Annotated in this window: 24 protein-coding genes and 1 pseudogene; 17 read left to right on the top strand and 8 right to left on the bottom strand. The window is 54.6% G+C overall.

Annotated elements, in window-relative coordinates; genetic code table 11:
- Window positions 1–122: 122 nt before the first annotated feature.
- Complete coding sequence (gene ydiK, locus AC22LX_RS04165) at window positions 123–1,247, bottom strand: AI-2E family transporter YdiK (RefSeq protein ID WP_045396076.1); 1,125 nt, start codon at window positions 1,245–1,247, stop codon at window positions 123–125.
- 218 nt (window positions 1,248–1,465) lie between these two features.
- On the opposite strand from ydiK, the gene ydiJ reads away from it, so the two are divergent.
- Both ydiJ and menI read left to right on the top strand, forming a co-directional pair.
- Window positions 1,466–4,522: a D-2-hydroxyglutarate dehydrogenase YdiJ gene (ydiJ, locus tag AC22LX_RS04160; RefSeq protein ID WP_487333766.1), complete on the top strand. Its 3,057-nt coding sequence runs from the start codon at window positions 1,466–1,468 to the stop codon at window positions 4,520–4,522.
- On the top strand, window positions 4,519–4,929 hold the full coding sequence (menI, locus tag AC22LX_RS04155) for a 1,4-dihydroxy-2-naphthoyl-CoA hydrolase (protein WP_045396082.1): 411 nt from the start codon (window positions 4,519–4,521) through the stop codon (window positions 4,927–4,929). The genes ydiJ and menI overlap by 4 nt, the downstream gene beginning before the upstream one ends.
- 46 nt (window positions 4,930–4,975) lie before the next feature.
- Here menI and AC22LX_RS04150 read toward each other — a convergent pair whose 3' ends face one another.
- Complete coding sequence (locus AC22LX_RS04150; RefSeq protein ID WP_045396087.1) at window positions 4,976–5,164, bottom strand: YegP family protein; 189 nt, start codon at window positions 5,162–5,164, stop codon at window positions 4,976–4,978.
- A 167-nt stretch (window positions 5,165–5,331) separates the two neighbouring features.
- Between AC22LX_RS04150 and AC22LX_RS04145 the strand changes: the two genes are divergently transcribed.
- A complete protein-coding gene (locus tag AC22LX_RS04145; protein WP_020079088.1) occupies window positions 5,332–5,580 on the top strand; it encodes a GlsB/YeaQ/YmgE family stress response membrane protein in 249 nt (82 codons plus the stop codon).
- A gap of 520 nt (window positions 5,581–6,100) precedes the next feature.
- Here AC22LX_RS04145 and AC22LX_RS04140 read toward each other — a convergent pair.
- Window positions 6,101–6,697 carry a hypothetical protein gene (locus AC22LX_RS04140; protein ID WP_487333765.1) on the bottom strand — a complete coding sequence of 199 codons (597 nt, stop codon included), beginning with the start codon at window positions 6,695–6,697 and terminating at the stop codon, window positions 6,101–6,103.
- Window positions 6,698–6,874: 177 nt separating this feature from the next.
- Here AC22LX_RS04140 and AC22LX_RS04135 point away from each other — a divergent pair, with 177 nt between their 5' ends.
- Both AC22LX_RS04135 and AC22LX_RS04130 read left to right on the top strand, forming a co-directional pair.
- A complete protein-coding gene (locus AC22LX_RS04135) occupies window positions 6,875–7,684 on the top strand; it encodes an MBL fold metallo-hydrolase (protein WP_487333764.1) in 810 nt (269 codons plus the stop codon).
- A 92-nt stretch (window positions 7,685–7,776) separates the two neighbouring features.
- On the top strand, window positions 7,777–7,950 hold the full coding sequence (locus AC22LX_RS04130) for a hypothetical protein (protein WP_155956331.1): 174 nt from the start codon (window positions 7,777–7,779) through the stop codon (window positions 7,948–7,950).
- A 150-nt stretch (window positions 7,951–8,100) separates the two neighbouring features.
- Here the strand turns inward: AC22LX_RS04130 and AC22LX_RS04125 are convergent, their stop codons facing one another.
- Window positions 8,101–8,220: a small membrane protein gene (locus AC22LX_RS04125; protein WP_152906392.1), complete on the bottom strand. Its 120-nt coding sequence runs from the start codon at window positions 8,218–8,220 to the stop codon at window positions 8,101–8,103.
- 553 nt (window positions 8,221–8,773) lie between these two features.
- On the opposite strand from AC22LX_RS04125, the gene sufA reads away from it, so the two are divergent.
- The 7 genes from sufA (at window position 8,774) to ldtE (ending at window position 15,382) form a co-directional block, all read left to right on the top strand.
- Window positions 8,774–9,151: a Fe-S cluster assembly scaffold SufA gene (gene sufA, locus AC22LX_RS04120; protein WP_045396094.1), complete on the top strand. Its 378-nt coding sequence runs from the start codon at window positions 8,774–8,776 to the stop codon at window positions 9,149–9,151.
- A gap of 2 nt (window positions 9,152–9,153) precedes the next feature.
- Entirely contained in the window at window positions 9,154–10,641 is a 1,488-nt protein-coding gene (gene sufB, locus AC22LX_RS04115) for a Fe-S cluster assembly protein SufB (protein ID WP_045396097.1), read from the top strand.
- Window positions 10,642–10,657: 16 nt separating this feature from the next.
- Entirely contained in the window at window positions 10,658–11,404 is a 747-nt protein-coding gene (sufC, locus tag AC22LX_RS04110) for a Fe-S cluster assembly ATPase SufC (protein ID WP_047050190.1), read from the top strand.
- Entirely contained in the window at window positions 11,379–12,650 is a 1,272-nt protein-coding gene (gene sufD / locus AC22LX_RS04105; RefSeq protein WP_063447696.1) for a Fe-S cluster assembly protein SufD, read from the top strand. The genes sufC and sufD overlap by 26 nt, the downstream gene beginning before the upstream one ends.
- Window positions 12,647–13,867 carry a cysteine desulfurase SufS gene (gene sufS, locus AC22LX_RS04100; RefSeq protein ID WP_063447697.1) on the top strand — a complete coding sequence of 407 codons (1,221 nt, stop codon included), beginning with the start codon at window positions 12,647–12,649 and terminating at the stop codon, window positions 13,865–13,867. The genes sufD and sufS overlap by 4 nt, the downstream gene beginning before the upstream one ends.
- A gap of 11 nt (window positions 13,868–13,878) precedes the next feature.
- Window positions 13,879–14,295, top strand: coding sequence for a cysteine desulfuration protein SufE (sufE, locus tag AC22LX_RS04095; protein WP_047046681.1), 417 nt, complete (start codon window positions 13,879–13,881; stop codon window positions 14,293–14,295).
- Window positions 14,296–14,395: 100 nt separating this feature from the next.
- Window positions 14,396–15,382, top strand: coding sequence for a L,D-transpeptidase LdtE (ldtE, locus tag AC22LX_RS04090; RefSeq protein WP_047046679.1), 987 nt, complete (start codon window positions 14,396–14,398; stop codon window positions 15,380–15,382).
- Between the two features lie 60 nt (window positions 15,383–15,442).
- Here ldtE and AC22LX_RS04085 read toward each other — a convergent pair whose 3' ends face one another.
- The 3 genes and pseudogenes from AC22LX_RS04085 to ynhH form a co-directional block, all read right to left on the bottom strand.
- Window positions 15,443–15,679 (bottom strand): major outer membrane lipoprotein, encoded by a 237-nt coding sequence (locus tag AC22LX_RS04085; RefSeq protein ID WP_002908860.1) that lies wholly within the window; start codon window positions 15,677–15,679, stop codon window positions 15,443–15,445.
- A gap of 311 nt (window positions 15,680–15,990) precedes the next feature.
- On the bottom strand, window positions 15,991–17,403 hold the full coding sequence (pykF, locus tag AC22LX_RS04080) for a pyruvate kinase PykF (RefSeq protein ID WP_045396113.1): 1,413 nt from the start codon (window positions 17,401–17,403) through the stop codon (window positions 15,991–15,993).
- A gap of 7 nt (window positions 17,404–17,410) precedes the next feature.
- Window positions 17,411–17,545 (bottom strand): annotated as a pseudogene (ynhH, locus tag AC22LX_RS04075) (protein YnhH); the annotation flags it as partial.
- Here ynhH and AC22LX_RS04070 point away from each other — a divergent pair.
- Window positions 17,541–17,672 (top strand): hypothetical protein, encoded by a 132-nt coding sequence (locus AC22LX_RS04070; RefSeq protein WP_161801916.1) that lies wholly within the window; start codon window positions 17,541–17,543, stop codon window positions 17,670–17,672. The pseudogene ynhH and the gene AC22LX_RS04070 sit on opposite strands and share 5 nt — an antisense overlap.
- A gap of 234 nt (window positions 17,673–17,906) precedes the next feature.
- Window positions 17,907–18,119, top strand: coding sequence for a fumarate hydratase FumD (gene fumD / locus AC22LX_RS04065; RefSeq protein ID WP_045396115.1), 213 nt, complete (start codon window positions 17,907–17,909; stop codon window positions 18,117–18,119).
- A 26-nt stretch (window positions 18,120–18,145) separates the two neighbouring features.
- On the opposite strand, the gene AC22LX_RS04060 is transcribed toward fumD, so the two are convergent.
- A complete protein-coding gene (locus AC22LX_RS04060) occupies window positions 18,146–18,784 on the bottom strand; it encodes a TetR/AcrR family transcriptional regulator (protein ID WP_045396118.1) in 639 nt (212 codons plus the stop codon).
- 127 nt (window positions 18,785–18,911) lie between these two features.
- Between AC22LX_RS04060 and AC22LX_RS04055 the strand changes: the two genes are divergently transcribed.
- The 3 genes from AC22LX_RS04055 to AC22LX_RS04045 all read left to right on the top strand — a co-directional run bounded on the left by AC22LX_RS04055 (window position 18,912) and on the right by AC22LX_RS04045 (window position 23,013).
- Window positions 18,912–20,762, top strand: a complete 1,851-nt coding sequence (locus AC22LX_RS04055; protein ID WP_063447698.1) for a bifunctional sugar phosphate isomerase/epimerase/4-hydroxyphenylpyruvate dioxygenase family protein — start codon at window positions 18,912–18,914, stop codon at window positions 20,760–20,762.
- A gap of 76 nt (window positions 20,763–20,838) precedes the next feature.
- Complete coding sequence (locus tag AC22LX_RS04050) at window positions 20,839–22,161, top strand: MFS transporter (protein ID WP_047050182.1); 1,323 nt, start codon at window positions 20,839–20,841, stop codon at window positions 22,159–22,161.
- A gap of 15 nt (window positions 22,162–22,176) precedes the next feature.
- A complete protein-coding gene (locus AC22LX_RS04045) occupies window positions 22,177–23,013 on the top strand; it encodes a shikimate dehydrogenase family protein (protein WP_045396128.1) in 837 nt (278 codons plus the stop codon).
- Window positions 23,014–23,024 lie beyond the last annotated feature (11 nt).

The raw sequence follows: 23,024 nt of genomic DNA, 5'->3' as shown, positions 1-23,024 counted from the left end.
AATAGTTAAATCAGTGTGAAGAATATGAGAGGTAAATATCGAGCTGGAACATGAATATGCCGGAAGTGGCGAGGGATTGATAAATTTAGCTTAAGTTTAAGGCGGGTTTCCCCGCCTTTCTGTTACTTTTCGCTTTTGTTATGGCTGGCATTAAGCTCGGCGAGTTCCGCCAGAACCAGATCGGGGTCCAGCGGCGGCGGCGGTACTTCTTGCACCCAGGCGTCGTAAAGACGCCAGGAGACGGCCAGCAGCACCGGGCCGATAAACAGGCCAATCATGCCGAAGGCGATCAGGCCGCCGATAACGCCGGAGAGGATCAGAATCATCGGCAGGTCGGCGCCCATGCGAATTAGCACCGGGCGAATCACGTTATCCATCGTACCCACCACGCAGCTCCACACCAGCAGCACCGTGCCCCAGGTCGTATCGCCGGTCCAGTACAGCCAGATAATCGAGGGCACCAGCACGATAAGCGGCCCCAGTTGTACCAGACAGGTGAAAATCATCACCACGGTCAACAGCGCGGCGTAAGGTACGCCGCTTATCGCCAGCCCGATACCGCCTAGAACCGCCTGCGCCAGCGCGGTGACAACCACGCCCAGCGCCACGGCGCGTACCGCCTGTCCGGCAAGGACCACCGCAGCATCGCCACGCTTTGAGGCCAGACGGGTTGCGAAGTAGCGGAAACCATAGGCGACGCGTTCGCCGCGCCAGTAAAGCAGGGCGCTGAACAACAGCATCAGTCCGCAGTAAACCAGCAGTTTACCAATATGCGCCGCCTGGCCGACAAACCAGGTGGTGGTGGCGCCGATATAAGGGCGGACCTTGGCCATAATCGCCGCGCCGCCCATCTCCAGCAGGCTATGCCAGGCGGAATAGAGTTTATCGCCGATCAGCGGAATCGAATTCAGCCAGGCGAAATCCGGTAGCGTCACCTGCCCGGTGCTGACGATTTTAATCAGCGGGGCGCTATTATCGACCAGACTATTCACCAGTAAGGCGATGGGAATGACAAATAATAAAAACAGCAGCAGCGTCATTACCAGCACCGCCAGCGCGCGTTTGCCGAACAGCAGCTTTTGCAGACGCAGCAGCACCGGCCAGGTGGCGATGACCACCGTACCGGCCCAGGCAAAAGAGAGAATAAATGGTTGCACAACCCACAGGCAGGAAATAATTATCAGGGACAAAAACAGCACCGACAGCAGTATTTGCGGTATGTCCCGGGGCTGATGTTGGTTAATCATAGAGAAAATTTACCTTTCCAGTCGCGTCTCAATGCTGACGCAGCGTAATTCCATGTACAGATAATAATATCAATAATTTCGCGCGCCTGATTTTGCCCGTAAATCTCGTGGGCGGATATGAAAAAAATGTGATAAAAAGTTGAGTGCGCCACGCAAACGTTTAATTTGCGCATTATTACATCATCTAAACACAACATATTCAGGCAGGGTCAAGCGTCATGATCCCACAGATTTCTCAAGCGCCGGGCGTCGTTCAACTGGTGCTGAATTTTTTGCAGGTACTGGAGCAACAAGGATTCACCGGCGATACCGCCACCAGCTATGCCGACCGGCTCACCATGGCGACCGATAACAGCGTCTATCAGCTGTTACCGGACGCCATTCTGTTTCCCCGTTCCACCGCGGACGTCGCTTTACTGGCGCGGCTGGCGGCGGAACCGCGCTTTCAATCGCTGATTTTTACCCCACGCGGCGGCGGTACCGGCACCAATGGTCAAGCGCTGAATGCGGGGATCATCGTCGATATGTCGCGCTATATGAACCGTATTATCGAAATCAATCCTGAAGAGGGGTGGGTGCGGGTCGAAGCCGGGGTAATCAAAGACCAGCTCAACCAGTTTCTTAAGCCCTACGGCTACTTCTTCGCGCCGGAACTGTCGACCAGTAACCGCGCGACGCTCGGCGGAATGATCAATACCGATGCTTCCGGACAGGGTTCATTGGTTTACGGTAAAACCTCCGATCATGTGCTTGGGGTGCGATCGGTACTGATGGGCGGCGATATCCTTGATACCTTGCCTATTCCCGCCGCGCTGGCGGAAACGCTGGGGCGAGAGCAGTCAGCGATTGGCCGCATCTATCGTACCGTCTATCAGCGCTGTAAAGCGCAGCGTCAGCTGATCATCGATAAATTCCCGAAATTGAACCGCTTCCTGACCGGCTACGATCTGCGTCATGTCTTTAATGATGAGATGAGCGAGTTCGACCTGACGCGCATTCTGACCGGCTCCGAAGGCACGCTGGCATTTATCACCGAAGCGCGGCTCGATATTACGCGTCTACCGAAAGTGCGCCGCTTGGTCAACGTCAAGTATGACTCCTTTGATTCGGCGCTGCGTAACGCGCCATTCATGGTTGAAGCGAAGGCGCTGTCAGTGGAGACCGTCGACTCGAAGGTGCTTAATCTGGCGCGCGAAGATATCGTCTGGCACTCGGTAAGCGAACTGATCGCCGATGTGCCGGATAAAGAGATGCTGGGTCTCAATATCGTTGAGTTTGCCGGGGATGATGCTGAATTAATCGACGGTCAGGTAACCACCCTGTGTCAGCGTCTTGATGAACTCATGTCGCAGGGCGCCGCGGGAGTCATTGGCTGGCAGGTCTGTCATGAACTGGATGGCGTCGAGCGCATCTATGCCATGCGTAAAAAGGCGGTTGGTCTGCTGGGCAACACTAAAGGCGCCGCTAAACCGATTCCTTTTGCTGAAGATACCTGCGTGCCGCCGGAGCATCTGGCGGATTACATCACCGAGTTTCGTGCTTTACTCGACGGGCATGGCCTGAGCTACGGCATGTTTGGACACGTCGACGCCGGGGTGCTGCACGTTCGTCCGGCGTTGGATATGTGCGACCCGCAGCAGGAGGTACTGATGAAGCAGATCTCCGATGAGGTGGTGGCGCTGACGGCCAAATATGGCGGCCTGCTGTGGGGCGAACACGGTAAAGGGTTCCGCGCCGAGTACAGTCCGGCCTTTTTTGGCGAGGAGTTATATAGCGAACTGCGTAAAGTGAAAGCGGCATTTGATCCGGACAACCGATTGAATCCGGGGAAAATTTGCCCACCGGAAGGCGTCGATGCGCCGATGATGAAAGTCGATGCGGTGAAGCGTGGCACCTACGATCGTCAAATTCCCATTGCCGTGCGTAGCGCCTGGCGTGGCGCGATGGAGTGTAACGGTAACGGTCTGTGCTTTAACTTCGATGTAAAAAGCCCGATGTGTCCGTCAATGAAGGTCAGTAATCAGCGCATTCATTCGCCGAAAGGCCGCGCGACGCTGGTGCGTGAATGGTTACGTCTGCTGGCCGACCGCGGGATAGACCCGAACAAACTGGAGCAAGAACTTCCGGAAAAAGGTGTGAGCCTGCGCGCTCTGATCGAGCGTACCCGCAATAGCTGGCATGCGCGTAAAGGCGAATATGATTTCTCGCATGAAGTGAAAGAGGCGATGTCCGGCTGCCTGGCCTGTAAGGCCTGTTCAACCCAGTGCCCGATTAAGATCGACGTGCCGGAATTCCGCTCCCGCTTCCTGCAGCTGTATCACAGCCGCTACCTGCGCCCGGTACGCGATCATCTGGTGGCGACGGTCGAATCGTACGCGCCGCTGATGGCCCAGGCGCCGAAAACATTCAACTTCTTTATCAATCAGCCGTGGATGCGCAAGCTGTCGGAAAAACACATCGGCATGGTCGATCTGCCGCTGCTCTCCGTACCGTCGCTCAAGCAGCAGCTGGCAGGCCATCGCTCCGCCAATACCACGCTTGAGGATCTGGAAGCAATGAGCGTCGAACAGCGCGCGAAGAGAGTGCTGGTGGTGCAGGATCCGTTTACCAGCTACTACGAAGCGCAGGTGGTGGCTGACTTTGTCCGCCTGATTGAAAAAGTCGGCTATCAGCCGGTACTGTTGCCGTTCTCACCGAACGGTAAAGCGCAGCATATCAAGGGGTTCCTGACGCGCTTCGCGCGCACGGCGCAGAAAACCGCTGATTTCCTCAACCGCGTAGCGCAGCTGGATATACCGATGGTTGGCGTCGACCCGGCGCTGGTGCTTTGCTATCGCGATGAATATAACCAGACGCTGGGCGAGAAACGCGGCGATTTTCGCGTGATGCTGGCGCATGAATGGCTGACCGAGGCGATAGCGCCTTCAGCCGGGCGGGACAACAGCGGCGAACCCTGGTACCTGTTTGGCCATTGCACCGAAGTGACGGCGCTACCGGCCGCGCCTAAACAGTGGGCAGAGATCTTTGCCCGTTGCGGGGCGAAAATGGAGTACATCAGTACGGGTTGCTGCGGCATGGCTGGCACCTACGGCCACGAAGTGAAAAACCACGCCAACTCGCTGGCGATTTACGCGCTTTCCTGGCAGCAGGCGATGGCGCGTTTACCGCGCGGTCGCTGTCTGGCCACCGGCTATTCCTGCCGAAGCCAGGTGAAGCGTATCGAAGGTAGCGGGGTTCGTCACCCGCTGCAGGCTCTGCTGGAGATTATGGGATGATTTGGAAACGTCAGGCTTCGCTGCCGCAGCTTAACGCGATGGGCGAGGGAAACATGGTTGGCCTGTTGGATATTCACTTTGTGTCCATCAGCGATAACGCGATTGAAGCGACGATGCCGGTGGATCACCGTACACATCAGCCTTTTGGTCTGCTACACGGCGGCGCATCGGTGGTTCTGGCTGAAACCCTTGGCTCGGTCGCGGGCTATCTGTGTACCGAAGGAGAACAAAAAGTGGTCGGCCTGGAAGTCAATGCCAACCATATTCGTTCGGTGCGCAGCGGGCGGGTGCGAGGGGTTTGTACCGCCTTGCATGTTGGCTCTCGCCATCAGGTGTGGCAAATCGATATCACCGATGAGCAGGGGCGACTGTGCTGCTCCTCACGGCTGACCACCGCCGTGGTGTAACGGTCGCCACAATATTTTAAGGGGATGCGCTTGCATCCCCTTCTTGTTATTGCGTTTCGTCCTTGATGACCTCGCTGGCGCCGTTTTTCTGCACCGAGGCGATACCCTTTTTAGCCGCATCTTTCGACGAGTACATCTCGCTAGTGGCGATAGTCTCATGGTTGTCAGCCTTCAGCAGAAAATACCACGGCTGCGAGACACTCTTTTCAGACTTTTTCAGTACGTAATATCCCATTTCTCACTCCTTCGGCGTTAACGAGCACTGAATAATCTGTAGACCATGGCTAACGGCACGGCAAGCAATCATCTAATAAATATATATTTGTTAAATCATTCGTTATAATTATGCTACTATTTTAATTACGAATTACATTCACGGTAACAAAGAGGACGGAGTTAACCATGGGTATCATTTCCTGGATCATTTTTGGTTTGATCGCTGGTATTTTGGCTAAGTGGATTATGCCGGGCAAAGACGGCGGTGGATTTATTGTCACCGTGATCCTCGGTATTATCGGTGCGGTAGTCGGTGGCTGGATCAGTACGTTATTCGGCTTTGGCAAAGTTGACGGTTTTAACTTCGGTAGCTTTGTCGTGGCGGTAATTGGCGCACTTGTGGTGCTGTTTATCTACCGTAAAGTGAAGAGCTAATACGCCGAGCGCCTATTCACGCTGAGACAGCAAACCGCCGTGAATCACGGCGGTTTTTTTGTGCTCATGATAGCCGCAAGCAAACAAAAAAAGCCCGCTGGATACCGGCGGGCGAACCCATTTTGGCAAATTTTTCGGATGCTTCCTTACAAAGGGCGTAAACACCGTTTTGCCGGATGTTAAGGCGCAGCCCGACCGCTTCCCGGCTGGAGAAGCGGCTGGACAATTTTATGCCCAATTCAGTGGTAAAATAAGCTAACAAAAACGGTAGGGGAAGGGGGGATGGTTACTCCAGTAACACGCTCATCACCAGCAGCACTACCATGCACATCGACATAATACTGATATCAATCATCCTGTAAGACACAAGCTCCCGTAAATAATAGCCCAGCGTTGCTCCGGCAAGTATTCATCAACGACGTCAATTGTACATGAGTAAACGCAGACTTAACCAACCCTGCTTTTAAGAATTAACTCACTTCATCACAAAATTGAATCGTTCTGCAAACAAGGCTTGCTATTAATTGCCAGCAGCGTCGATTGGCGCTTTGGGGAAAATCTGTAGTCGGGCTTCGGATGTGTAAAATGGAATCAGCAGAAAAGCTAAACCTGCACCACCGGTTGCATACTGCACTGCCAGATCGGCGCTGCGGGTGATAAATATTTGATGACCTCCCCAACTACAAGCCACGCTCATATCCGGCGTACAGTTTTTCCATTTGCTCAGTAACTCGCCACTTTTTGTCAGGTATAAGTACTTCTTGTCCGAACCCGATGGCGGCGCCGCGGATTCGGCTAACAGGATGAACGTTTGAGTGCTTACTACTTTCCCTTGTCCGTCTAACGATGAGGCCTGTAGCGTTGCGGTAGGGTAGTTGAAGCGTAATTCAACGGTTGCGGCATTTTTATCACTGACGTAAAAAACCTGCGTTAAATTATCCGCGCCCCAATACTTTCCGCCGCTGGATTGAAGCGGTTTGATCTTAAATCGATATACGTTCTGCGTGCGTATATCCCGGCGCTGGGAGTATTCGGCATTGTATTGCGCGCTTTGCGGCGCGTTAACCGAGCAGCCGGTAAGTAACCCCATTAATATTAATGCTGAAATTTTGCGCATGCCTTCCCCGTCCATCATTCATCTATTGCCGCCGGTTGATTATGCCCGTTAAGCCAAACGATAAAAAACGCAGAACGCTACCAAACTCGGTAGGTCGTTGCATCACGCGCCATCTGTCATATAGTTAAAAGAAGTGGTGGCACGCTTGTTATTGCATCATGGAACAGAGAGGGAGATATGACAATTACGCTTTGCAAAGCTTGCGGTACCTCCTATGAATTTAGCGGAGGCCCTACACAACAACATTGCCCGATCTGCGAAGACGAGCGTCAATTTGTTCCTGTGGGCGGGCAGCAGTGGATTACGTTAAATAAGCTTACCGCATCGCATAACAATAAGTGGCAGCAGCATAACAGTGGGCTTTTTAGCATTCGCACCATCCCCAGTTTTGCCATTAACCAGCGTGCATTTCTGCTGCGCACGCCGCAGGGTAATATTCTGTGGGACTGCATCGCCAACCTCGATGAGGCGACAAAAACGTTGGTTTCCGCGCTGGGCGGCCTGAAGGCCATCGCTATCTCACATCCGCATTACTACAGTTGTATGCAGGATTGGGCGGCGGAGTTCAAGGCGCCAATCTATCTGCATGGGGATGACCGCCAGTGGGTCATGCGCGACAGCCCGTGGATTACCTTCTGGGAGGGCGATAGTCTGCAACTGACGGCCGATGCCAGTCTGATCCGCCTTGGTGGGCATTTTGCTGGTGGCTGCGTCCTGCACTGGGCGCAGGGCGACGGCCTGCTATTATCCGGCGATATAGTCCAGGTTGCGCCGGGAGCTAACGCCGTTTCTTTCATGTGGAGTTATCCCAATATGCTGCCGCTGCCGGCTGCCACGGTGAGTGATATCCTCCGACGTCTCGACGGGGTGAAGTTTAGTCAAATCTACGGCGCGTTTGAAGGGCGGGAAATTCTGGTTAATGCCCAAGAAATCGTACGTCAATCGGGGAAAAAGTATGTGGCATGTTTGGCCAGACATAGCGTCTAGTTATGCCGGGCTCTCTTTAGGACGAAAAAAACTGAATCGGAAGTATTCTTGAACCAGTAATATGCCCGGCGAAAGTTCATGAGGAATTGGCCATGAATATTTCTGGTCTTGAGCGACACTTATTATTTTGTGTCAATGTTTCTGGTTTATTTACCACAAAAATGATAATCGATAGTCTGCATTGGGCATTGCTTGTAGCGGTTTTTTACAATGGGGTTTATATCATTGTTTTCTTCGCCAGCGAGTCACTTACCGTGGTGCAATAAATATTCTATGGAAAAGTCATTAAAGGCATGGCGAAGAGCGTCAGCGTGGGGGGGCTTTTCTTGTTGTGTCTGTATGCCCCTGTGACGGGGCATGATTGAAAATTATAATGGAAAGTCTTTTGATAGAAGTGGGGAATAATATTTGAGTTATTAATATTTCTTTTTGAATGTGTTTTTTTGTTTTTTTCGATCCTTGATATAGGAGATGAAAACAGCAACGGCAAGTAACAAAAGAATTATCACAATAATAACGAAAAATAAATTTTCCATTTGAGATATCCTCAGGAATGAAGATCGGCGATTTTATTGTTATGGCGAAGAATCTACCTCTCTACCAGGAAAAATCCTAGTAAAAAATACGCGTCAGATAACAAAAAGTATAACCGAATGATGGTTCATAATAGAGGTGGCATTAAATTCCGAATTCCAGCGGCAGAAACGCTATTTTCTATAGCTATTTACTATTATTTTCACTTTGATGACATCCTGAAGGCACAGGCGTTCTCAATCCTGACGCTGGCAAGGAAGTCGCCTGTGGCTACCACATAGACGGGCCTTTTGCCTATTCAATAAATAGGTATTTTCGATACATCTTTCTTCATTGCCACTTTATCTACGCGCTTATCCTAATAACTTATTATTTATCAATCTATTAATTGCAAAAAATGCGGCCTGATAACCTCTCGACCAGGGTCTATGCTTATAGAAAAGCGTAAAAAGGGGCGAAATGGCCGAATACCCCTGTTCCCGCAGGGTTGAAGTGATAATCATTATCACTAACATGAGGGTAGGGCCCGATAGCGGCAATCGATGAGGTAGAGCGATGGAATTACAAACAAGCACCTTTAATCCCGACGATTTTAACTGGCAGGGGCTGACGATGACCCCCGCGGCGGCAGCCCATATCCGCGAACTGATGCATAAACAGCCGGACAAGCAGGGGCTACGTCTGGGAATCAAAACCAGCGGCTGCGCCGGTTTTGGCTACGTGCTGGAGATGATTGCCGAACCGGCGGACGACGACCTGCTGTTTGAGCGCGACGGCGCGAAGCTGTTTGCGCCGCTGCAGGCGATGCCGTTTATTGATGGCACCGAACTGGATTATGTTCGCGAAGGCTTAAATGAAATATTCAAGTTTCATAACCCGAAAGCGCAGCACGAATGCGGCTGCGGCGAAAGCTTCGGGGTGCAGGCGGAGTAACTATGTCTCGAAATACTGAAGCAACTGACGATGTCAAAAGCTGGACCGGCGGCCCGCTCAACTATAAAGAAGGCTTCTTTACTCAGCTACAAACCGATGAGCTGGCCAAAGGCATTAACGAAGAGGTGGTTCGCGCGATTTCCGCGCGTCGTAATGAACCGGATTGGATGCTCGAATTTCGTCTCAACGCTTTTAAGGCGTGGCAGGAGATGGAAGAGCCGCACTGGCTGAAAGCGCATTACGATAAGCTCAATTATCAGGATTACAGCTACTACTCGGCGCCATCCTGCGGTAACTGCGATGACACCTGCGCCTCGGAACCCGGCGCGGTACAGCAAACCGGGGCGAATACCTTCCTGACGAATGAAGTCGAGGAAGCCTTTAACCTGCTTGGCGTACCGGTGCGTGAAGGCAAAGAAGTGGCGGTGGACGCCATTTTCGACTCGGTATCGGTGGCGACCACCTACCGCGAGAAGCTGGCGGAGCAGGGGATCATCTTCTGCTCCTTTGGCGAAGCGATTCACGATCATCCAGAACTGGTGAAAAAGTACCTTGGTACCGTAGTGCCGGGCAACGACAACTTTTTCGCCGCGCTGAACGCCGCGGTCGCCTCTGATGGCACCTTTATCTACGTGCCGAAAGGCGTGCGCTGCCCAATGGAACTGTCGACCTATTTCCGTATTAACGCCGAGAAAACCGGCCAGTTTGAACGTACGATTCTGGTCGCCGACGAAGGTAGCTATGTGAGCTATATCGAAGGCTGCTCGGCGCCGGTACGCGACAGCTATCAGCTGCACGCGGCGGTGGTGGAAGTCATCATCCATAAAGATGCAGAAGTGAAGTACTCCACCGTGCAGAATTGGTTCCCCGGCGATAACAATACCGGCGGCATCCTTAACTTCGTCACCAAGCGCGCGCTGTGCGAAGGCGAAAACAGCAAGATGTCGTGGACCCAGTCGGAAACCGGTTCGGCTATTACCTGGAAATACCCGAGCTGCATCCTGCGCGGCGATAACTCGATCGGCGAATTCTTCTCGGTGGCGCTGACCAGCGGCCATCAGCAGGCGGATACCGGGACCAAAATGATTCATATCGGCAAGAACACCCGCTCGACCATTATCTCAAAAGGGATCTCCGCCGGACACAGCCAGAACAGCTATCGCGGGCTGGTCAAAATTATGCCGACCGCCACTAACGCCCGTAACTTCACCCAGTGCGATTCGATGCTGATCGGCCCGGACTGCGGGGCGCATACCTTCCCCTATGTCGAATGCCGCAATAACAGCGCCCAGCTGGAACACGAAGCCACCACCTCGCGTATTGGCGAAGATCAGCTGTTCTACTGTCTGCAGCGCGGCATTAGCGAAGATGATGCGATCTCGATGATCGTCAATGGATTCTGTAAAGACGTGTTCTCAGAATTGCCCCTGGAGTTCGCCGTCGAAGCGCAAAAATTGCTGGCTATTAGCCTTGAACATAGCGTCGGCTGATAATTAAGGAAAAAAGATGTTAAGTATTAAAGATTTGCAAGTCGCCGTAGAAGACAAAGAGATCCTGCGCGGGCTGAACCTTGAGGTGCGCCCCGGCGAAGTCCACGCGATCATGGGCCCTAACGGCTCAGGGAAAAGTACGCTCTCGGCGACCCTCGCCGGACGGGAGGATTACGAAGTCACCGGCGGCAGCGTCGAGTTTAAGGGCAAAGACCTGCTCGAACTCGCCCCGGAGGATCGCGCCGGGGAGGGCATTTTTATGGCTTTTCAGTACCCGGTGGAAATTCCCGGCGTCAGTAATCAATTTTTCCTGCAAACCGCGCTCAATGCGGTGCGCGGCTATCGCGGCCTGGAGGCGCTGGATCGTTTCGATTTCCAGGATTTAATGGAAGAGAAGATCAAACTGCTGAAGATGCCGGAAGATCTGCTAACTCGTTCGGTGAACGTCGGTTTCTCCGGCGGCGAGAAAAAACGCAACGATATTCTGCAAATGGCGGTGCTTGAGCCTGAGTTGTGTATCCTGGATGAATCGGATTCCGGGCTGGATATAGATGCCCTGAAGATTGTCTCGGAGGGGGTTAACTCGCTGCGCGACGGCAAACGCGCCTTTATTATCGTCACCCACTATCAGCGTATCCTCGATTACATCAAACCGGATTACGTCCACGTGCTGTATCAGGGGCGGATCGTCAAGTCAGGCGATTTTACTCTGGTTAAACAACTGGAGGAGCAGGGCTATGGCTGGCTTAGCGAACAGCAGTAACGCGCTGCAGCAGTGGCATCATCTGTTTGAAGCACAGGGCGAGGCGCGCACGCCGCAGGCCAATCAGCATCTGCAGCAGCTGTTGCGCCTGGGACTGCCGACGCGCAAACATGAAAACTGGAAATACACCCCGCTGGATACGCTGCTAAGCGGCACTTTTGTTGCAAGCCCGGCGACGCTCGGCGTGGCGCAGCGCGACGCGCTGGCGCTCAATCTCGACGCCTGGCGGATGGTGTTTGTCGATGGCCGCTTCAGCCCGGCGCTCAGTGACGATCTCGCCGCTAGCGGTTTTGACGTCAGCGTTGATAACCAGCGCCAGCATCTGCCGGAAGCGGTACAGCCGGAAGTGTTTCTGCATCTCACCGAAAGCCTGGCGCAGACGGTGACTCGCATCAGCGTGAAGCGTAACCAGCGCCCGGAAAAGCCGCTGCTGCTGATGCATATCACCAGCGGTCTGGCCGGCGACGAGCTTAATACTGCCCACTATCGTCATCATCTGGCGCTGGAGAGCGGGGCGCAGGCGACCATCATCGAACACTATACTAGCCTTGATGAGCAGCGGCATTTCACCGGCGGACGCCTGACCATGTCTGTCGCCGACAATGCCCATCTGCAGCATATCAAGCTGGCATTTGAAAATGGGCAAAGCTATCACTTTGCCCATAACGATCTGCTGCTTGGCCGCTATGCTTCGGCTTTCAGCAGCAGCTTCCTGCTGGGCGGCGCGGTGTTACGACACCATACCAGCACCCGTCTGGCTGGTGAAAACAGCAATCTGCGTATTAACTCGCTGGCGATGCCGGTGAAAAACGAGGTCTGCGACAGCCGCACCTGGCTCGATCACCGCGTTGGCTACTGCAACAGCCGTCAACTACACAAAACCATCGTCAGCGATAAGGGGCGGGCGGTGTTTAATGGTCTGATTAACGTCGCGAAACACGCGCTGAAAACCGATGGTCAGATGACCAATAACAATCTGTTGTTGGGAAGGCTGGCGGAAGTCGATACCAAACCACAGCTGGAAATTTACGCCGACGACGTCAAATGCAGCCACGGCGCTACCGTCGGGCGCATTGATGACGAACAGCTGTTTTATTTGCGCTCGCGTGGTATCGATCAACAGGCGGCGCAGCAGATGATCCTTTACGCCTTCGCTGCCGAGCTCACTGAAGCTATTAGCGATGATGCGCTGAAACAACAGGTGTTGGCGCGCATTGGCAAGCGCCTGCCGGGAGGAGATGCATGACATTTTCAGTAGAACGCCTGCGTGCCGATTTCCCGGTGCTGAGCCGCGAGGTTAATGGTCAGCCGCTGGTTTATCTCGATAGCGCCGCCAGCGCGCAGAAACCGGAAGCGGTGATTAATGCCGAAGCCGAGTTTTATCGCCACGGTTACGCTGCCGTCCATCGTGGTATCCATACCCTGAGCGCCGAAGCGACGGCGCGGATGGAGCAGGTACGCCAACAGGCGGCCGCTTTCCTTAATGCCCGTTCGCCGGAAGAGCTGGTGTTCGTACGCGGTACCACCGAAGGCATCAATCTGGTGGCCAATAGCTGGGGCGGGGCTAACGTCGGGGCCGGCGATAATATTATCGTCAGCGAGATGGAACACCACGCCAATATCGTGCCGTGGCAGATGCTCTGCGCCCGCGTCGGCGCCGAGCTAAGAGTGATCCCCCTCAACCAGGATGGCACCCTACAGCTCGACGTTATCCCCGGCCTGTTTGACGACCGTACCCGACTGCTGGCGATAACCCAGGTGTCGAACGTGCTGGGGACGGAAAATCCGCTATCGGCGCTGATCCCGCTGGCGCATCAGCATGGCGCTAAGGTGCTGGTGGATGGCGCGCAGGCGGTGATGCATCACCCGGTGGATGTGCAGGCGCTGGACTGCGATTTTTACGTCTTCTCGGCGCATAAGCTGTACGGGCCGACCGGTATCGGCGTGTTGTACGCCAAAGAAGCATTGCTGCAGGAGATGCCGCCGTGGGAAGGCGGCGGGTCGATGATTGCCAACGTCAGCCTGAAGGAGGGCACCACCTGGGCGAAGGCGCCGTGGCGCTTTGAAGCCGGTACGCCGAATACCGGCGGAATTATTGGCCTCGGCGCGGCGCTGGACTATGTCAGCCAGATTGGGCTTGAGCAGATTGGCGAATATGAGCAGACGCTGATGCGCTATGCTCTCGAGGAGCTGAAAAAGGTGCCGGACTTGACGCTTTATGGCCCGCAACATCGGTTGGGCGTCATCGCTTTTAACCTCGGGAAACATCATGCCTACGATGTCGGCAGTTTTCTCGATAACTACGGGATCGCGGTGCGCACCGGACACCACTGCGCGATGCCGCTGATGGCGTTCTACCAGGTTCCGGCGATGTGCCGGGCATCGCTGGCGATGTACAATACGATGGAAGAGGTGGATCGGCTGGTGGCCGGGCTACAGCGGATCCACAAATTACTTGGTTAAAGGACGCGACTATGGCGGCATTACCAGACAAAGACAAATTGCTGCGCAACTTTACCCGCTGCGCCAACTGGGAAGAGAAGTATCTCTACATCATTGAACTCGGCCAGCGCCTGGCGCCGCTCAGCGCGGAAGAACACATCGCGCAGAACATTATTCAGGGCTGCCAAAGCCAGGTGTGGATCGTGATGGAGCAGGAGCCATCCGGCGTGATTACCCTGCGCGGCGATAGCGATGCGGCCATCGTCAAAGGGCTGATTGCGGTGGTCTTCATCCTTTACGACCGCATGACCGCGCAGGATATTAGCGAATTCGATGTGCGCCCGTGGTTTGAAAAAATGGCGCTGACCCAGCATCTTACCCCCTCCCGCTCGCAGGGCCTTGAAGCGATGATCCGCGCAATTCGCGCGAAAGCTGCAAATCTTAGCTAGAATAAACAGGTAGATTTCATTCTGTTACGTGCGACGAAGGCGAGTGCTTTCGTCGCCGCGCAGATCCTGGCGTTTTATCAGCGAAAGAAGGAATCTCAGTATGAAACGCGCGTCTCTCATCACGATGACCCTTCTCGCAGCTCTGAGCGCGCAGCACGGCGCCTGGGCTGTCGATTATCCACTTCCCCCTGCCAACAGCCGTTTGATTGGCCAAAACCAATACTGGACGGTACAGGAAGGGGATCGCAACCTGCAGGCTATCGCCCGCCACTTCGACACGGCGGCGATGCTGATTCTTGAAGCCAACGATACGATTGCGCCGGTGCAGCCGAAGCCGGGCACCCGGGTCTTAATCCCATCGCAGATGCTGCTGCCGGATGTGCCGCGTGAAGGCATTGTCGTCAATCTGGCCGAGCTGCGGCTGTACTATTTCCCGCCGGGGCAAAATCAGGTGCAGGTCTATCCCCTCGGCATTGGCCAGTTGGGGCTGGAAACGCCGGAGATGACTACCCGCGTCGGGCAGAAAATCCCTAACCCGACCTGGACGCCAACTGCCGGTATTCGCGCGCGCTCGCTGGAGAAGGGCATTAAGCTGCCGCCGGTGATCCCCGCCGGGCCTAATAATCCATTAGGCCGTTACGCCCTGCGGTTGGCCTACGGTAACGGCGAATATCTGATCCACGGCACCAACGCCCCTGATAGCGTCGGGCTACGGGTGAGCTCCGGCTGTATGCGGATGAATGCCGATGACATTAAGGCGCTGTTCAGCCAGGTGCGCGCCGGGACGCCGGTGCGGATTATCAATCAGCCGGTGAAGTTCGCGGTAGAACCCGATGGTAAACGCTACGTAGAGGTCCACAGGCCGCTTTCGCAAACCGAAGGGGAAAATACCCGGACAATCTCTTACTCGCTTCCTGCCGCGTTTCAGGCCTTTTCTGACGATAAAGCGGTGGATGATCTGCAGCTGAAAAAAGCGCTGTCGCGTAGAGCAGGGTATCCGGTGGTGGTTTCGGAAGGGGCGGGCAGCGCGACGACGGAGTTGTCGGCGCAGAATAGCCAGCACAACGACGCTAAGCTGACGCAGTAGGGTAAAAACGACAGGCAAAAAAATGGCGCACAATGTGCGCCATTTTTATTACCAGAACTCTTACTTACGGTAAGAGTGAGCCTGGTTGTCCAGACGCTGGTTAGCGCGAGCTGCGTCGTCTTTAGCAGCCTGAACGTCAGAACGCATTGCGTTCACGTCGTTGCTCAGCTGGTCAACTTTAGCGTTCAGAGTCTGAACGTCAGAAGACAGCTGATCGATTTTAGCATTGCTGGAGCAACCAGCCAGCAGAGTAGAACCCAGGATTACCGCGCCCAGTACCAGTTTAGTACGATTCATTATTAATACCCTCTAGATTGAGTTAATCTCCATGTAGCGTTACAAGTATTACACAAACTTTTTTGGGATGAGAATATTTTTTTTATCCGAATGCACTTATTTTTGATCGTTCGCTCAAAGAAGCATCGAATTCGTCGATCTGGTTTAAAAAGCGCTGTGAAAACAGAAGGCTTCCATCGGATTCATCTTAGATAATCTCTTATTAAATAGTAAAATCCGATTTGCATTTTTATTAAGAACAGCTAGGGAATGAATAAAAAAAAGCGCCCCAGAGGGACGCTTTAAAAAAAGATAAAATAACCTGTAAATTATTACAGCACGTGCACGGAGGCTGTGTTAGTGGTGCCGCTTGGAACCAGCGCGCCGGAAACCATCACAACCACGTCGCCTTTACGCGCCAGGCCGCTCTGCAGCGCCAGCTCTTTACCCAGGTGGTAGAAATCATCAGTAGAGGCGATCTCTTTCACCAGCTGCGGTACCACGCCTTTGCTGAGAACTAACTGACGAGCGGTGGTTTCGTTGGTGGTCAACGCAAGGATAGTGGCGTCCGGGAAGTATTTACGCACTGCGCGCGCAGATTTACCGCCCTGGGTGGCGACGACGATCAGCGGCGCTTCCAGTTTCTCAGCGGTTTCAACAGCGCCGCGGCAAACCGCTTCGGTAATGCGCAGTTTACGGTTGTCGTTGTTGTAATCCAGACGGCTGGTCATCACGCGGTCGGTACGCTCGCAGATGGTCGCCATAATGGTAACGGCTTCCAGCGGGTATTTACCTTTCGCGGATTCGCCGGACAGCATAACGGCATCGGTGCCGTCGAGGATGGCGTTAGCGACGTCGCCTGCTTCAGCGCGGGTCGGGCGCGGGTTTTTGATCATGGAATCCAGCATCTGGGTCGCGGTGATAACGACTTTGCGCGCGCGGATACATTTTTCGATGATCATCTTCTGCGCGAAGATAACTTCTTCAACCGGGATTTCAACGCCCATATCGCCGCGAGCAACCATGATGCCGTCAGAAGCTTCGAGGATTTCGTCGAAGTTGTTCAGACCTTCCTGGTTTTCGATTTTGGAGATGATCTGGATGTTTTCGCCGCCGTGCGCCTTCAGGTGCTCGCGGATTTCAACGACGTCAGAACGTTTACGGATAAAGGAAGCCGCAACGAAATCAACGCCTTGCTCACAACCGAAGATCAGGTCCTGCTTGTCTTTGTCAGCCAGCGCCGGCAGAGCGATGGAAACGCCCGGCAGGTTAACGCCTTTGTTCTCGCCGAGGTCGCCGTTGTTCAGCACTTTACAGATAACTTTGTTACCTTCGATAGCGGTCACTTCCATGCCGATCAGACCATCGTCGACCAGCACGGTGTTGCCGACGCTCAGGTCGGTGGTGAAGCCTTCGTAGGTCACCGCAACGATTTCATTGTTGCCGACCACGGACTTGTCAGTGGTAAAGGTAAAGGTCTGGCCCGCTTTCAGGGAGACGTCGTTGCCGCCTTCCAGCTTAATGGTGCGGATTTCCGGCCCTTTGGTATCCAGCAGGATTGCGGCTTTCTTACCGGTTTTGTTCATCACATTGCGCAGGTTCTGGATGCGCTGACCGTGTTCCGCATAGTCGCCGTGAGAGAAGTTCAGACGCATGACGTTCATGCCCGCGTCCAGCATTTTGGTCAACATCTCTTCGGATTCGGTTTTCGGACCGATGGTGCAAACAATTTTGGTCTTTTTCATGACAGTCTTAGTCTTTAAGTTGTGAAGGATATGGAAATCTCGCTCCGGGGGCGCACTGCCGCGGAGTCAAACCTGTGTTACGAAAGTTGCAATGCCACGCTCTAAGGATAGGTGACAACAAAAGAGCGTGCAGAAGAATGTGTGCTGGCGGTTCAGCCCATGAAAAGTGGCAATGTTTTGTACGTTTTTTTGTGCAGTCCAATGCGCTGAAACCATTCAAGAAAGAATCGAGGCGCATTATACGCTGCCGAAACCAAAAAGGAAAATAAAAACGGCGTTTCATTTTTAGTGTGATTAATGTAACAAAATTCACACGATTTGCTCGCGAACCTGCAACACACTTTTGCCGCAGCGGATCAGATTAAACGGCGTTTTATCATATTTACTAACCGATTAAAGGCAGTAAAACGCCTCATTGAACGAAAAAAATAGCGCAGTTTGCTTTATTATAAAATCGTATCAATAATGAATTGATTGATAATGATAATTTACGAGTCTTAATAATGGGAAATAAAGCGAAAGACGACGAGCTCTATCAGGAAATGTGCCGCGTAGTGGGTAAGGTGGTATTGGAAATGCGCGATCTTGGCCAGCAGCCAAAACATATTGTTATTGCCGGTGTCGTACGCACCGCGCTGGCAAATAGCAAAATTGAACGTTCCGCGCTAACCCGCGAGGCGATGGAAAGGGTGATTCACGCGTTATCGGGGCACTAATCGCCGCGCCCCGACATAAGTAATGCTTAAGAGATAACGAACCGAATCACCGCTTTCACCGCAATCTCGCAGTGGTGTGAAACCATTGCTTCGTCGTCGATTTCAGGCAGCGGATCGTCGAGGTACAGGCTACTGAATGTATAAAAATTCGATACCTGATAGAAGCTGAAGCTGCTAATCAGCCGGTGCACGTCGCGCGCCTGCAGACCGGCCTGGAAAATCCCCTGTTGCTGGCCGCGTTGTAAAATATCCTCGATTATCGACAACGCGGTACGGTTCAGCGGCTTCAGCTCCTCTGAACCCTTGAGCCACTTCCCGCGCTGCATGTTTTCCATGCAGATAACCCGCATATAGTCGGCATGCGTGGCGTGATAGCGCACGCTCCATTTCACCAGTTGCGCCAGCGCTTCTACCGGCGGCAGATGCTCCAGCCCTAGCTGTTGTTCCGTTTCACGGATCTGCGCATACACATGTTGCAGTACCGCCTGGTACAGCTGCTCTTTGCTCTTGAAGTAGTAAACCACCATACGCTTGGTAGTTTGCGCCTCGATGGCGATCTGCTCCATACGCGCGCCGGGAAGGCCATATTCGGCGAACACGGTAATGGCGGCGGCGAAGATGCGCTCTTTCAGGGATTGTGCTTCATCATGAGCAACGAGGGACATAACGACTCCTTTTTCTGTGGAGACAAAAAATACACATAATGATCACAATTCAGCAACCAAATCTGGCGCCTGTGAACCAAATGATACATAGTCAGTGCTCATGTCGAATGATGACCCGAGGACTCTTATGTTGCGTTCCATCGCTACCGTTTCGATATCCGGTACTTTACCTGAAAAGCTGCACGCTATCGCCGCGGCCGGTTATCAGGGCGTTGAAATCTTTGAAAACGATCTGCTCTATTATACGGGCACGCCGCGCGATATTCGCAACCTTGCCGCTGAATTAGGGCTAAAAATCACGCTTTTTCAACCCTTTCGTGATTTCGAGGGCGCCAGCCGCGCGCAGTTTGCCGCTAACCTGCAGCGGGCGAAGCGGAAATTCGCCCTGATGCATGAATTAGGCTGCAACACCATGCTGCTCTGTAGCAACGTTCAGCCGGACTGTTCTGCCGATATCGAACTGCAGGTCGCCGACCTGCGCGCGCTGGCTGAGCTCGCCGAGCAGGAGGGGATTATCATCGGCTACGAGGCGCTGGCGTGGGGAACCCACGTCAACCGCTGGCGTCAGGCATGGGAACGGGTGCAGCGGGTGAACAGCCCGGCGATGGGCATTGTACTTGATAGCTTCCATATTCTGTCGCTCGGGGATGATCTACAAGGCCTTGCCGCGGTGCCGGTTGAGAAAATCACCTTCCTGCAGTTGGCTGACGCGCCGATGATGAAGATGGATGTCCTTGAATGGAGCCGTCATTTCCGCTGCTTCCCGGGCCAGGGGCAACTGCCGCTGGTGGAATTCGCCTGTGAACTGACGCGCTGCGGCTACCGCGGACCCTGGTCGCTGGAGATTTTCAATGACGGCTTTCGCGCCTCACCCAACGGCGCCACGGCAAAAGATGGCTACCGTTCATTGCTGTGGCTCGAAGAGCAGACTCGTCGGCAGCTTGCGGATAGCGACGCGGCGTTATTTTCGCCACCTGCGCTACCGCACTATGACGGTCTGGAGTTTATCGAGTTCGCCGCCAGTCCGGCGGAGTCTACCGCGCTAGGCCAGCGCCTGACGCAACTGGGCTTTAAGCTTCAGGGCAAGCATCGTTCCAAGCAGGTTGCGCTCTGGCGCAATGGCGAGGCGCGGGTGATTGTTAATGCGCAGCCGCACAGCTGGGCAGACCATTTTCATCAGCGCCACGGCGTCTCATTGTGCGCGATGGCGCTACGGGTAAGCCGCAGCGCGCCGGTGGTGGAACGCGCCCGCGCCTACGGTTATGCCACCTGGCAGGGGGATGCGGGGCCAAATGAGAGTTCGATCCCGGCGGTTTGCGCTCCGGATGGCAGCCTGATCTACCTGGTCGAAGCCGGTGACGATATCTACGCCCGCGATTTTCATTTACAGGCAGCGGCGCCGCGCGACGACTACCGCGGTATTGACCATCTGGCGTTAGGCATGGAGGCCGATAGCCGCGACAACTGGATTATCTTTTTCCGTACGGTTTTCGGCTTCAGTCTCGAACATGAACAGACGTTGCCTGACCCGTATGGACTGGTGCGCAGCCTGGCGGTTCGTAGCCCGCAGGGCGATATTCGTCTGGCGCTGAATATATCGCAAAGCCGAGCCACGCAGATTGCGCGTTCGGTCGCCTGTTATCAGGGGGCCGGGCTGCAGCACGCCGCTTTTGCCTGTCGCGATTTACCCGCAACGCTCGAAAGTCTGCCGCAGGCTGCGCTGAACGCGCTGCCTATCCCGGCGAATTACTATGAGGATCTGCTGGCGCGCTTTGGCGAAGAGCCGCAGGTAGAGACGCTGCAACGCCTGCAAATTCTCTACGACCGTGACGCCCGCGGCGGCGAATTCCTGCATCTTTATACCCGTCCATTCGTGGCGGGGCGCTTCTTCTTCGAATTGACCGAACGGCGCGACGGTTACGCCCAGTACGGCGCGGTAAATGCCGCCGTCCGCCTTTCGGCCATGCAGTACAGTTAAACGTAGCAAATGGTTCACAACACAACATCGCAAACACAATAACAACATTCATCTGTACTCAAGACAGGAAACGACTATGAATTCTTATAGCCATAACCAGGCGACGGCGGCGGATACTGCGACCACCGCGCCTCGCTCCCGGCGGCGTATCGGGATCCTGGCGCTGCTGGCCGTCGGCACGATGATTAACTATCTCGACCGCACGGTGCTCGGTATCGCCGCGCCGAGACTGACCGCCGAGCTTGGCATTGATGCCGCCATTATGGGAATTGTTTTTTCGGCCTTTGCCTGGACCTATGCGCTGGCGCAAATTCCCGGCGGTATTTTCCTCGATCGTTTCGGCAATAAGGTGACCTATTTTCTCTCCCTGGCGCTGTGGTCGCTGTTCACTTTATTTCACGGTATGGCAATTGGCTTGAAAACGCTGTTGCTGTGTCGTTTTGGGCTTGGCGTCAGTGAAGCGCCCTGTTTTCCGGTTAACAGCAGGGTAGTGAGTACCTGGTTTCCGCAGCAGGAGCGCGCGAAGGCCACGGCGGTCTACACCGTCGGCGAATATCTCGGGCTGGCCTGTTTCTCGCCGCTGCTGTTCTGGATTATGGGCAGCTTCGGCTGGCGTGCGCTGTTTATCAGCGTCGGGGTTGTTGGCATCCTGTTCGCGCTGGTCTGGTGGCGTTGCTACCGCGAACCCCATCAGGACAGCCGCCTGAGCGACAGTGAACGCGAACATATTCTTTGCGGCGGCGGACTGGCTAGCGCGCAGCAGCAGCAAAACGCTTTTAGCTGGCCGCTGGTGCGCCAGCTGGTGGCAAAACGACAGGTAATTGGCGCCAGCGTCGGTCAGTTTGCCGGTAACACCGTGCTGGTCTTCTTCCTGACCTGGTTTCCAACGTATCTGGCGACCGAACGCCACATGGCGTGGTTGAAAGTGGGCTTCTTCGCCATCCTGCCGTTCCTTGCCGCGGCGGGAGGCGTGCTGTTTGGCGGCTGGCTCTCCGACAAGCTGCTGAAAGCCACCGGTTCGGCCAATCTGGCGCGTAAGCTGCCTATCGTCGTCGGGCTGATGATGGCCAGTAGCATTATTTCCGCCAACTGGCTGCCGAGCGACCTGGCGGTGATTCTGATGATGTCATTTGCCTTCTTTGGCCAGGGAATGGTCGGCCTCGGCTGGACGTTAATTTCCGATATTGCGCCGCAGGGGATGGGCGGGATAACCGCCGGCATCTTTAATTTTTGCACCAATCTGGCGGGGATCCTCACGCCGCTGATTATCGGTTTTATCGTTGCCGCTTCCGGTAGTTTTTTCTACGCGCTGGTCTATATCGGCGGCGCGGCGCTGCTTGGCGTGGTGGCATATCTCTTTATTCTTGGCGATGTCAAACGCATCGAACTTTCGCAGTAACGACAGGAGTAGGGCATGATCATTAGTGGTCATACGCGGCTGATAGCGCATCTTGGTTATCCGACCGCCAGTTTTAAAGCGCCGATGATTTATAACCCATGGCTGGCCCATTGCGGGGCGGACGTCAAAGTGGTGCCGATGGGGGTAAGGCCGGAGGATTACGCGGCGCTGGTGCCAGCGCTGTTTTCCATGACCAACATCGTCGGCGCGCTGGTCACCATGCCGCATAAAATGGCGACCTGCGGGTTGGTCGACCAGCTGAGCCCGACGGCGGCAATCGCCGGCGCCTGCAATGCCATCCGCCGCGAAGCCGACGGCAGCCTGCGCGGCGATATGTTCGATGGCGCAGGCTTTGTGCTGGGGATTACGCGCAAAGGCTTTCAACCACAAGGGGCGAGGGCGCAGGTGTTCGGCTGCGGCGGCGTCGGCTCGGCGATTGCCGCATCGCTGGCGGCCGCCGGGGTCAGTACCTTGACGCTGTTCGACACCTGTGTCGCCGCCGCCGAGGCGCTGGCGCAGCGGCTGCATCAGCACTATCCGCGTCTGGAGATCGTTCTGATGCAGCGCGATCCCGCCGCGCAGGATCTGGTGGTCAACGCCACGCCGCTGGGCATGAAAGTGGATGATCCGCTACCGCTGGATGTTTCGCGCCTGTCGCCGCGAACCTGGGTCGGCGAGGTGGTGATGAGCGTTGAATATACTCCGCTACTGCGGGCGGCGCAGGCGCTGGGGTGCCCGATTCAGCGCGGTACCGATATGCTGTTCGAGATGATCCCGGCCTATCTCGAGTTCTTCCAACTGCCGGTGGCGACGCCGGAACAGCTGCGCGAACGGGCGGAAATTCGCTACTGAATCAGCAAAAA

The sequence above is a fragment of the Klebsiella sp. PK01 genome (assembly GCF_057624675.1).
The sequence above is the reverse complement of the archived record's forward strand: the minus strand, read 5'-3'. Positions and strand labels throughout refer to the sequence as shown.

Coding starts and splice junctions, on each gene's coding strand:
- sufB (WP_045396097.1), top strand. CDS start 9,154: ATGTCTCGAAATACTGAAGCAACTGACGATGTCAAAAGCTGGACCGGC.
- AC22LX_RS04070 (WP_161801916.1), top strand. CDS start 17,541: ATGTGTGCTGGCGGTTCAGCCCATGAAAAGTGGCAATGTTTTGTACGT.
- AC22LX_RS04055 (WP_063447698.1), top strand. CDS start 18,912: ATGTTGCGTTCCATCGCTACCGTTTCGATATCCGGTACTTTACCTGAA.
- AC22LX_RS04125 (WP_152906392.1), bottom strand. CDS start 8,220: ATGGAAAATTTATTTTTCGTTATTATTGTGATAATTCTTTTGTTACTT.
- pykF (WP_045396113.1), bottom strand. CDS start 17,403: ATGAAAAAGACCAAAATTGTTTGCACCATCGGTCCGAAAACCGAATCC.
- sufC (WP_047050190.1), top strand. CDS start 10,658: ATGTTAAGTATTAAAGATTTGCAAGTCGCCGTAGAAGACAAAGAGATC.
- sufA (WP_045396094.1), top strand. CDS start 8,774: ATGGAATTACAAACAAGCACCTTTAATCCCGACGATTTTAACTGGCAG.
- AC22LX_RS04140 (WP_487333765.1), bottom strand. CDS start 6,697: ATGCGCAAAATTTCAGCATTAATATTAATGGGGTTACTTACCGGCTGC.
- sufE (WP_047046681.1), top strand. CDS start 13,879: ATGGCGGCATTACCAGACAAAGACAAATTGCTGCGCAACTTTACCCGC.
- ydiJ (WP_487333766.1), top strand. CDS start 1,466: ATGATCCCACAGATTTCTCAAGCGCCGGGCGTCGTTCAACTGGTGCTG.
- AC22LX_RS04135 (WP_487333764.1), top strand. CDS start 6,875: ATGACAATTACGCTTTGCAAAGCTTGCGGTACCTCCTATGAATTTAGC.
- menI (WP_045396082.1), top strand. CDS start 4,519: ATGATTTGGAAACGTCAGGCTTCGCTGCCGCAGCTTAACGCGATGGGC.
- sufD (WP_063447696.1), top strand. CDS start 11,379: ATGGCTGGCTTAGCGAACAGCAGTAACGCGCTGCAGCAGTGGCATCAT.
- ydiK (WP_045396076.1), bottom strand. CDS start 1,247: ATGATTAACCAACATCAGCCCCGGGACATACCGCAAATACTGCTGTCG.
- AC22LX_RS04145 (WP_020079088.1), top strand. CDS start 5,332: ATGGGTATCATTTCCTGGATCATTTTTGGTTTGATCGCTGGTATTTTG.
- ldtE (WP_047046679.1), top strand. CDS start 14,396: ATGAAACGCGCGTCTCTCATCACGATGACCCTTCTCGCAGCTCTGAGC.
- AC22LX_RS04050 (WP_047050182.1), top strand. CDS start 20,839: ATGAATTCTTATAGCCATAACCAGGCGACGGCGGCGGATACTGCGACC.
- AC22LX_RS04060 (WP_045396118.1), bottom strand. CDS start 18,784: ATGTCCCTCGTTGCTCATGATGAAGCACAATCCCTGAAAGAGCGCATC.
- AC22LX_RS04130 (WP_155956331.1), top strand. CDS start 7,777: ATGAATATTTCTGGTCTTGAGCGACACTTATTATTTTGTGTCAATGTT.
- AC22LX_RS04150 (WP_045396087.1), bottom strand. CDS start 5,164: ATGGGATATTACGTACTGAAAAAGTCTGAAAAGAGTGTCTCGCAGCCG.
- fumD (WP_045396115.1), top strand. CDS start 17,907: ATGGGAAATAAAGCGAAAGACGACGAGCTCTATCAGGAAATGTGCCGC.
- AC22LX_RS04045 (WP_045396128.1), top strand. CDS start 22,177: ATGATCATTAGTGGTCATACGCGGCTGATAGCGCATCTTGGTTATCCG.
- AC22LX_RS04085 (WP_002908860.1), bottom strand. CDS start 15,679: ATGAATCGTACTAAACTGGTACTGGGCGCGGTAATCCTGGGTTCTACT.
- sufS (WP_063447697.1), top strand. CDS start 12,647: ATGACATTTTCAGTAGAACGCCTGCGTGCCGATTTCCCGGTGCTGAGC.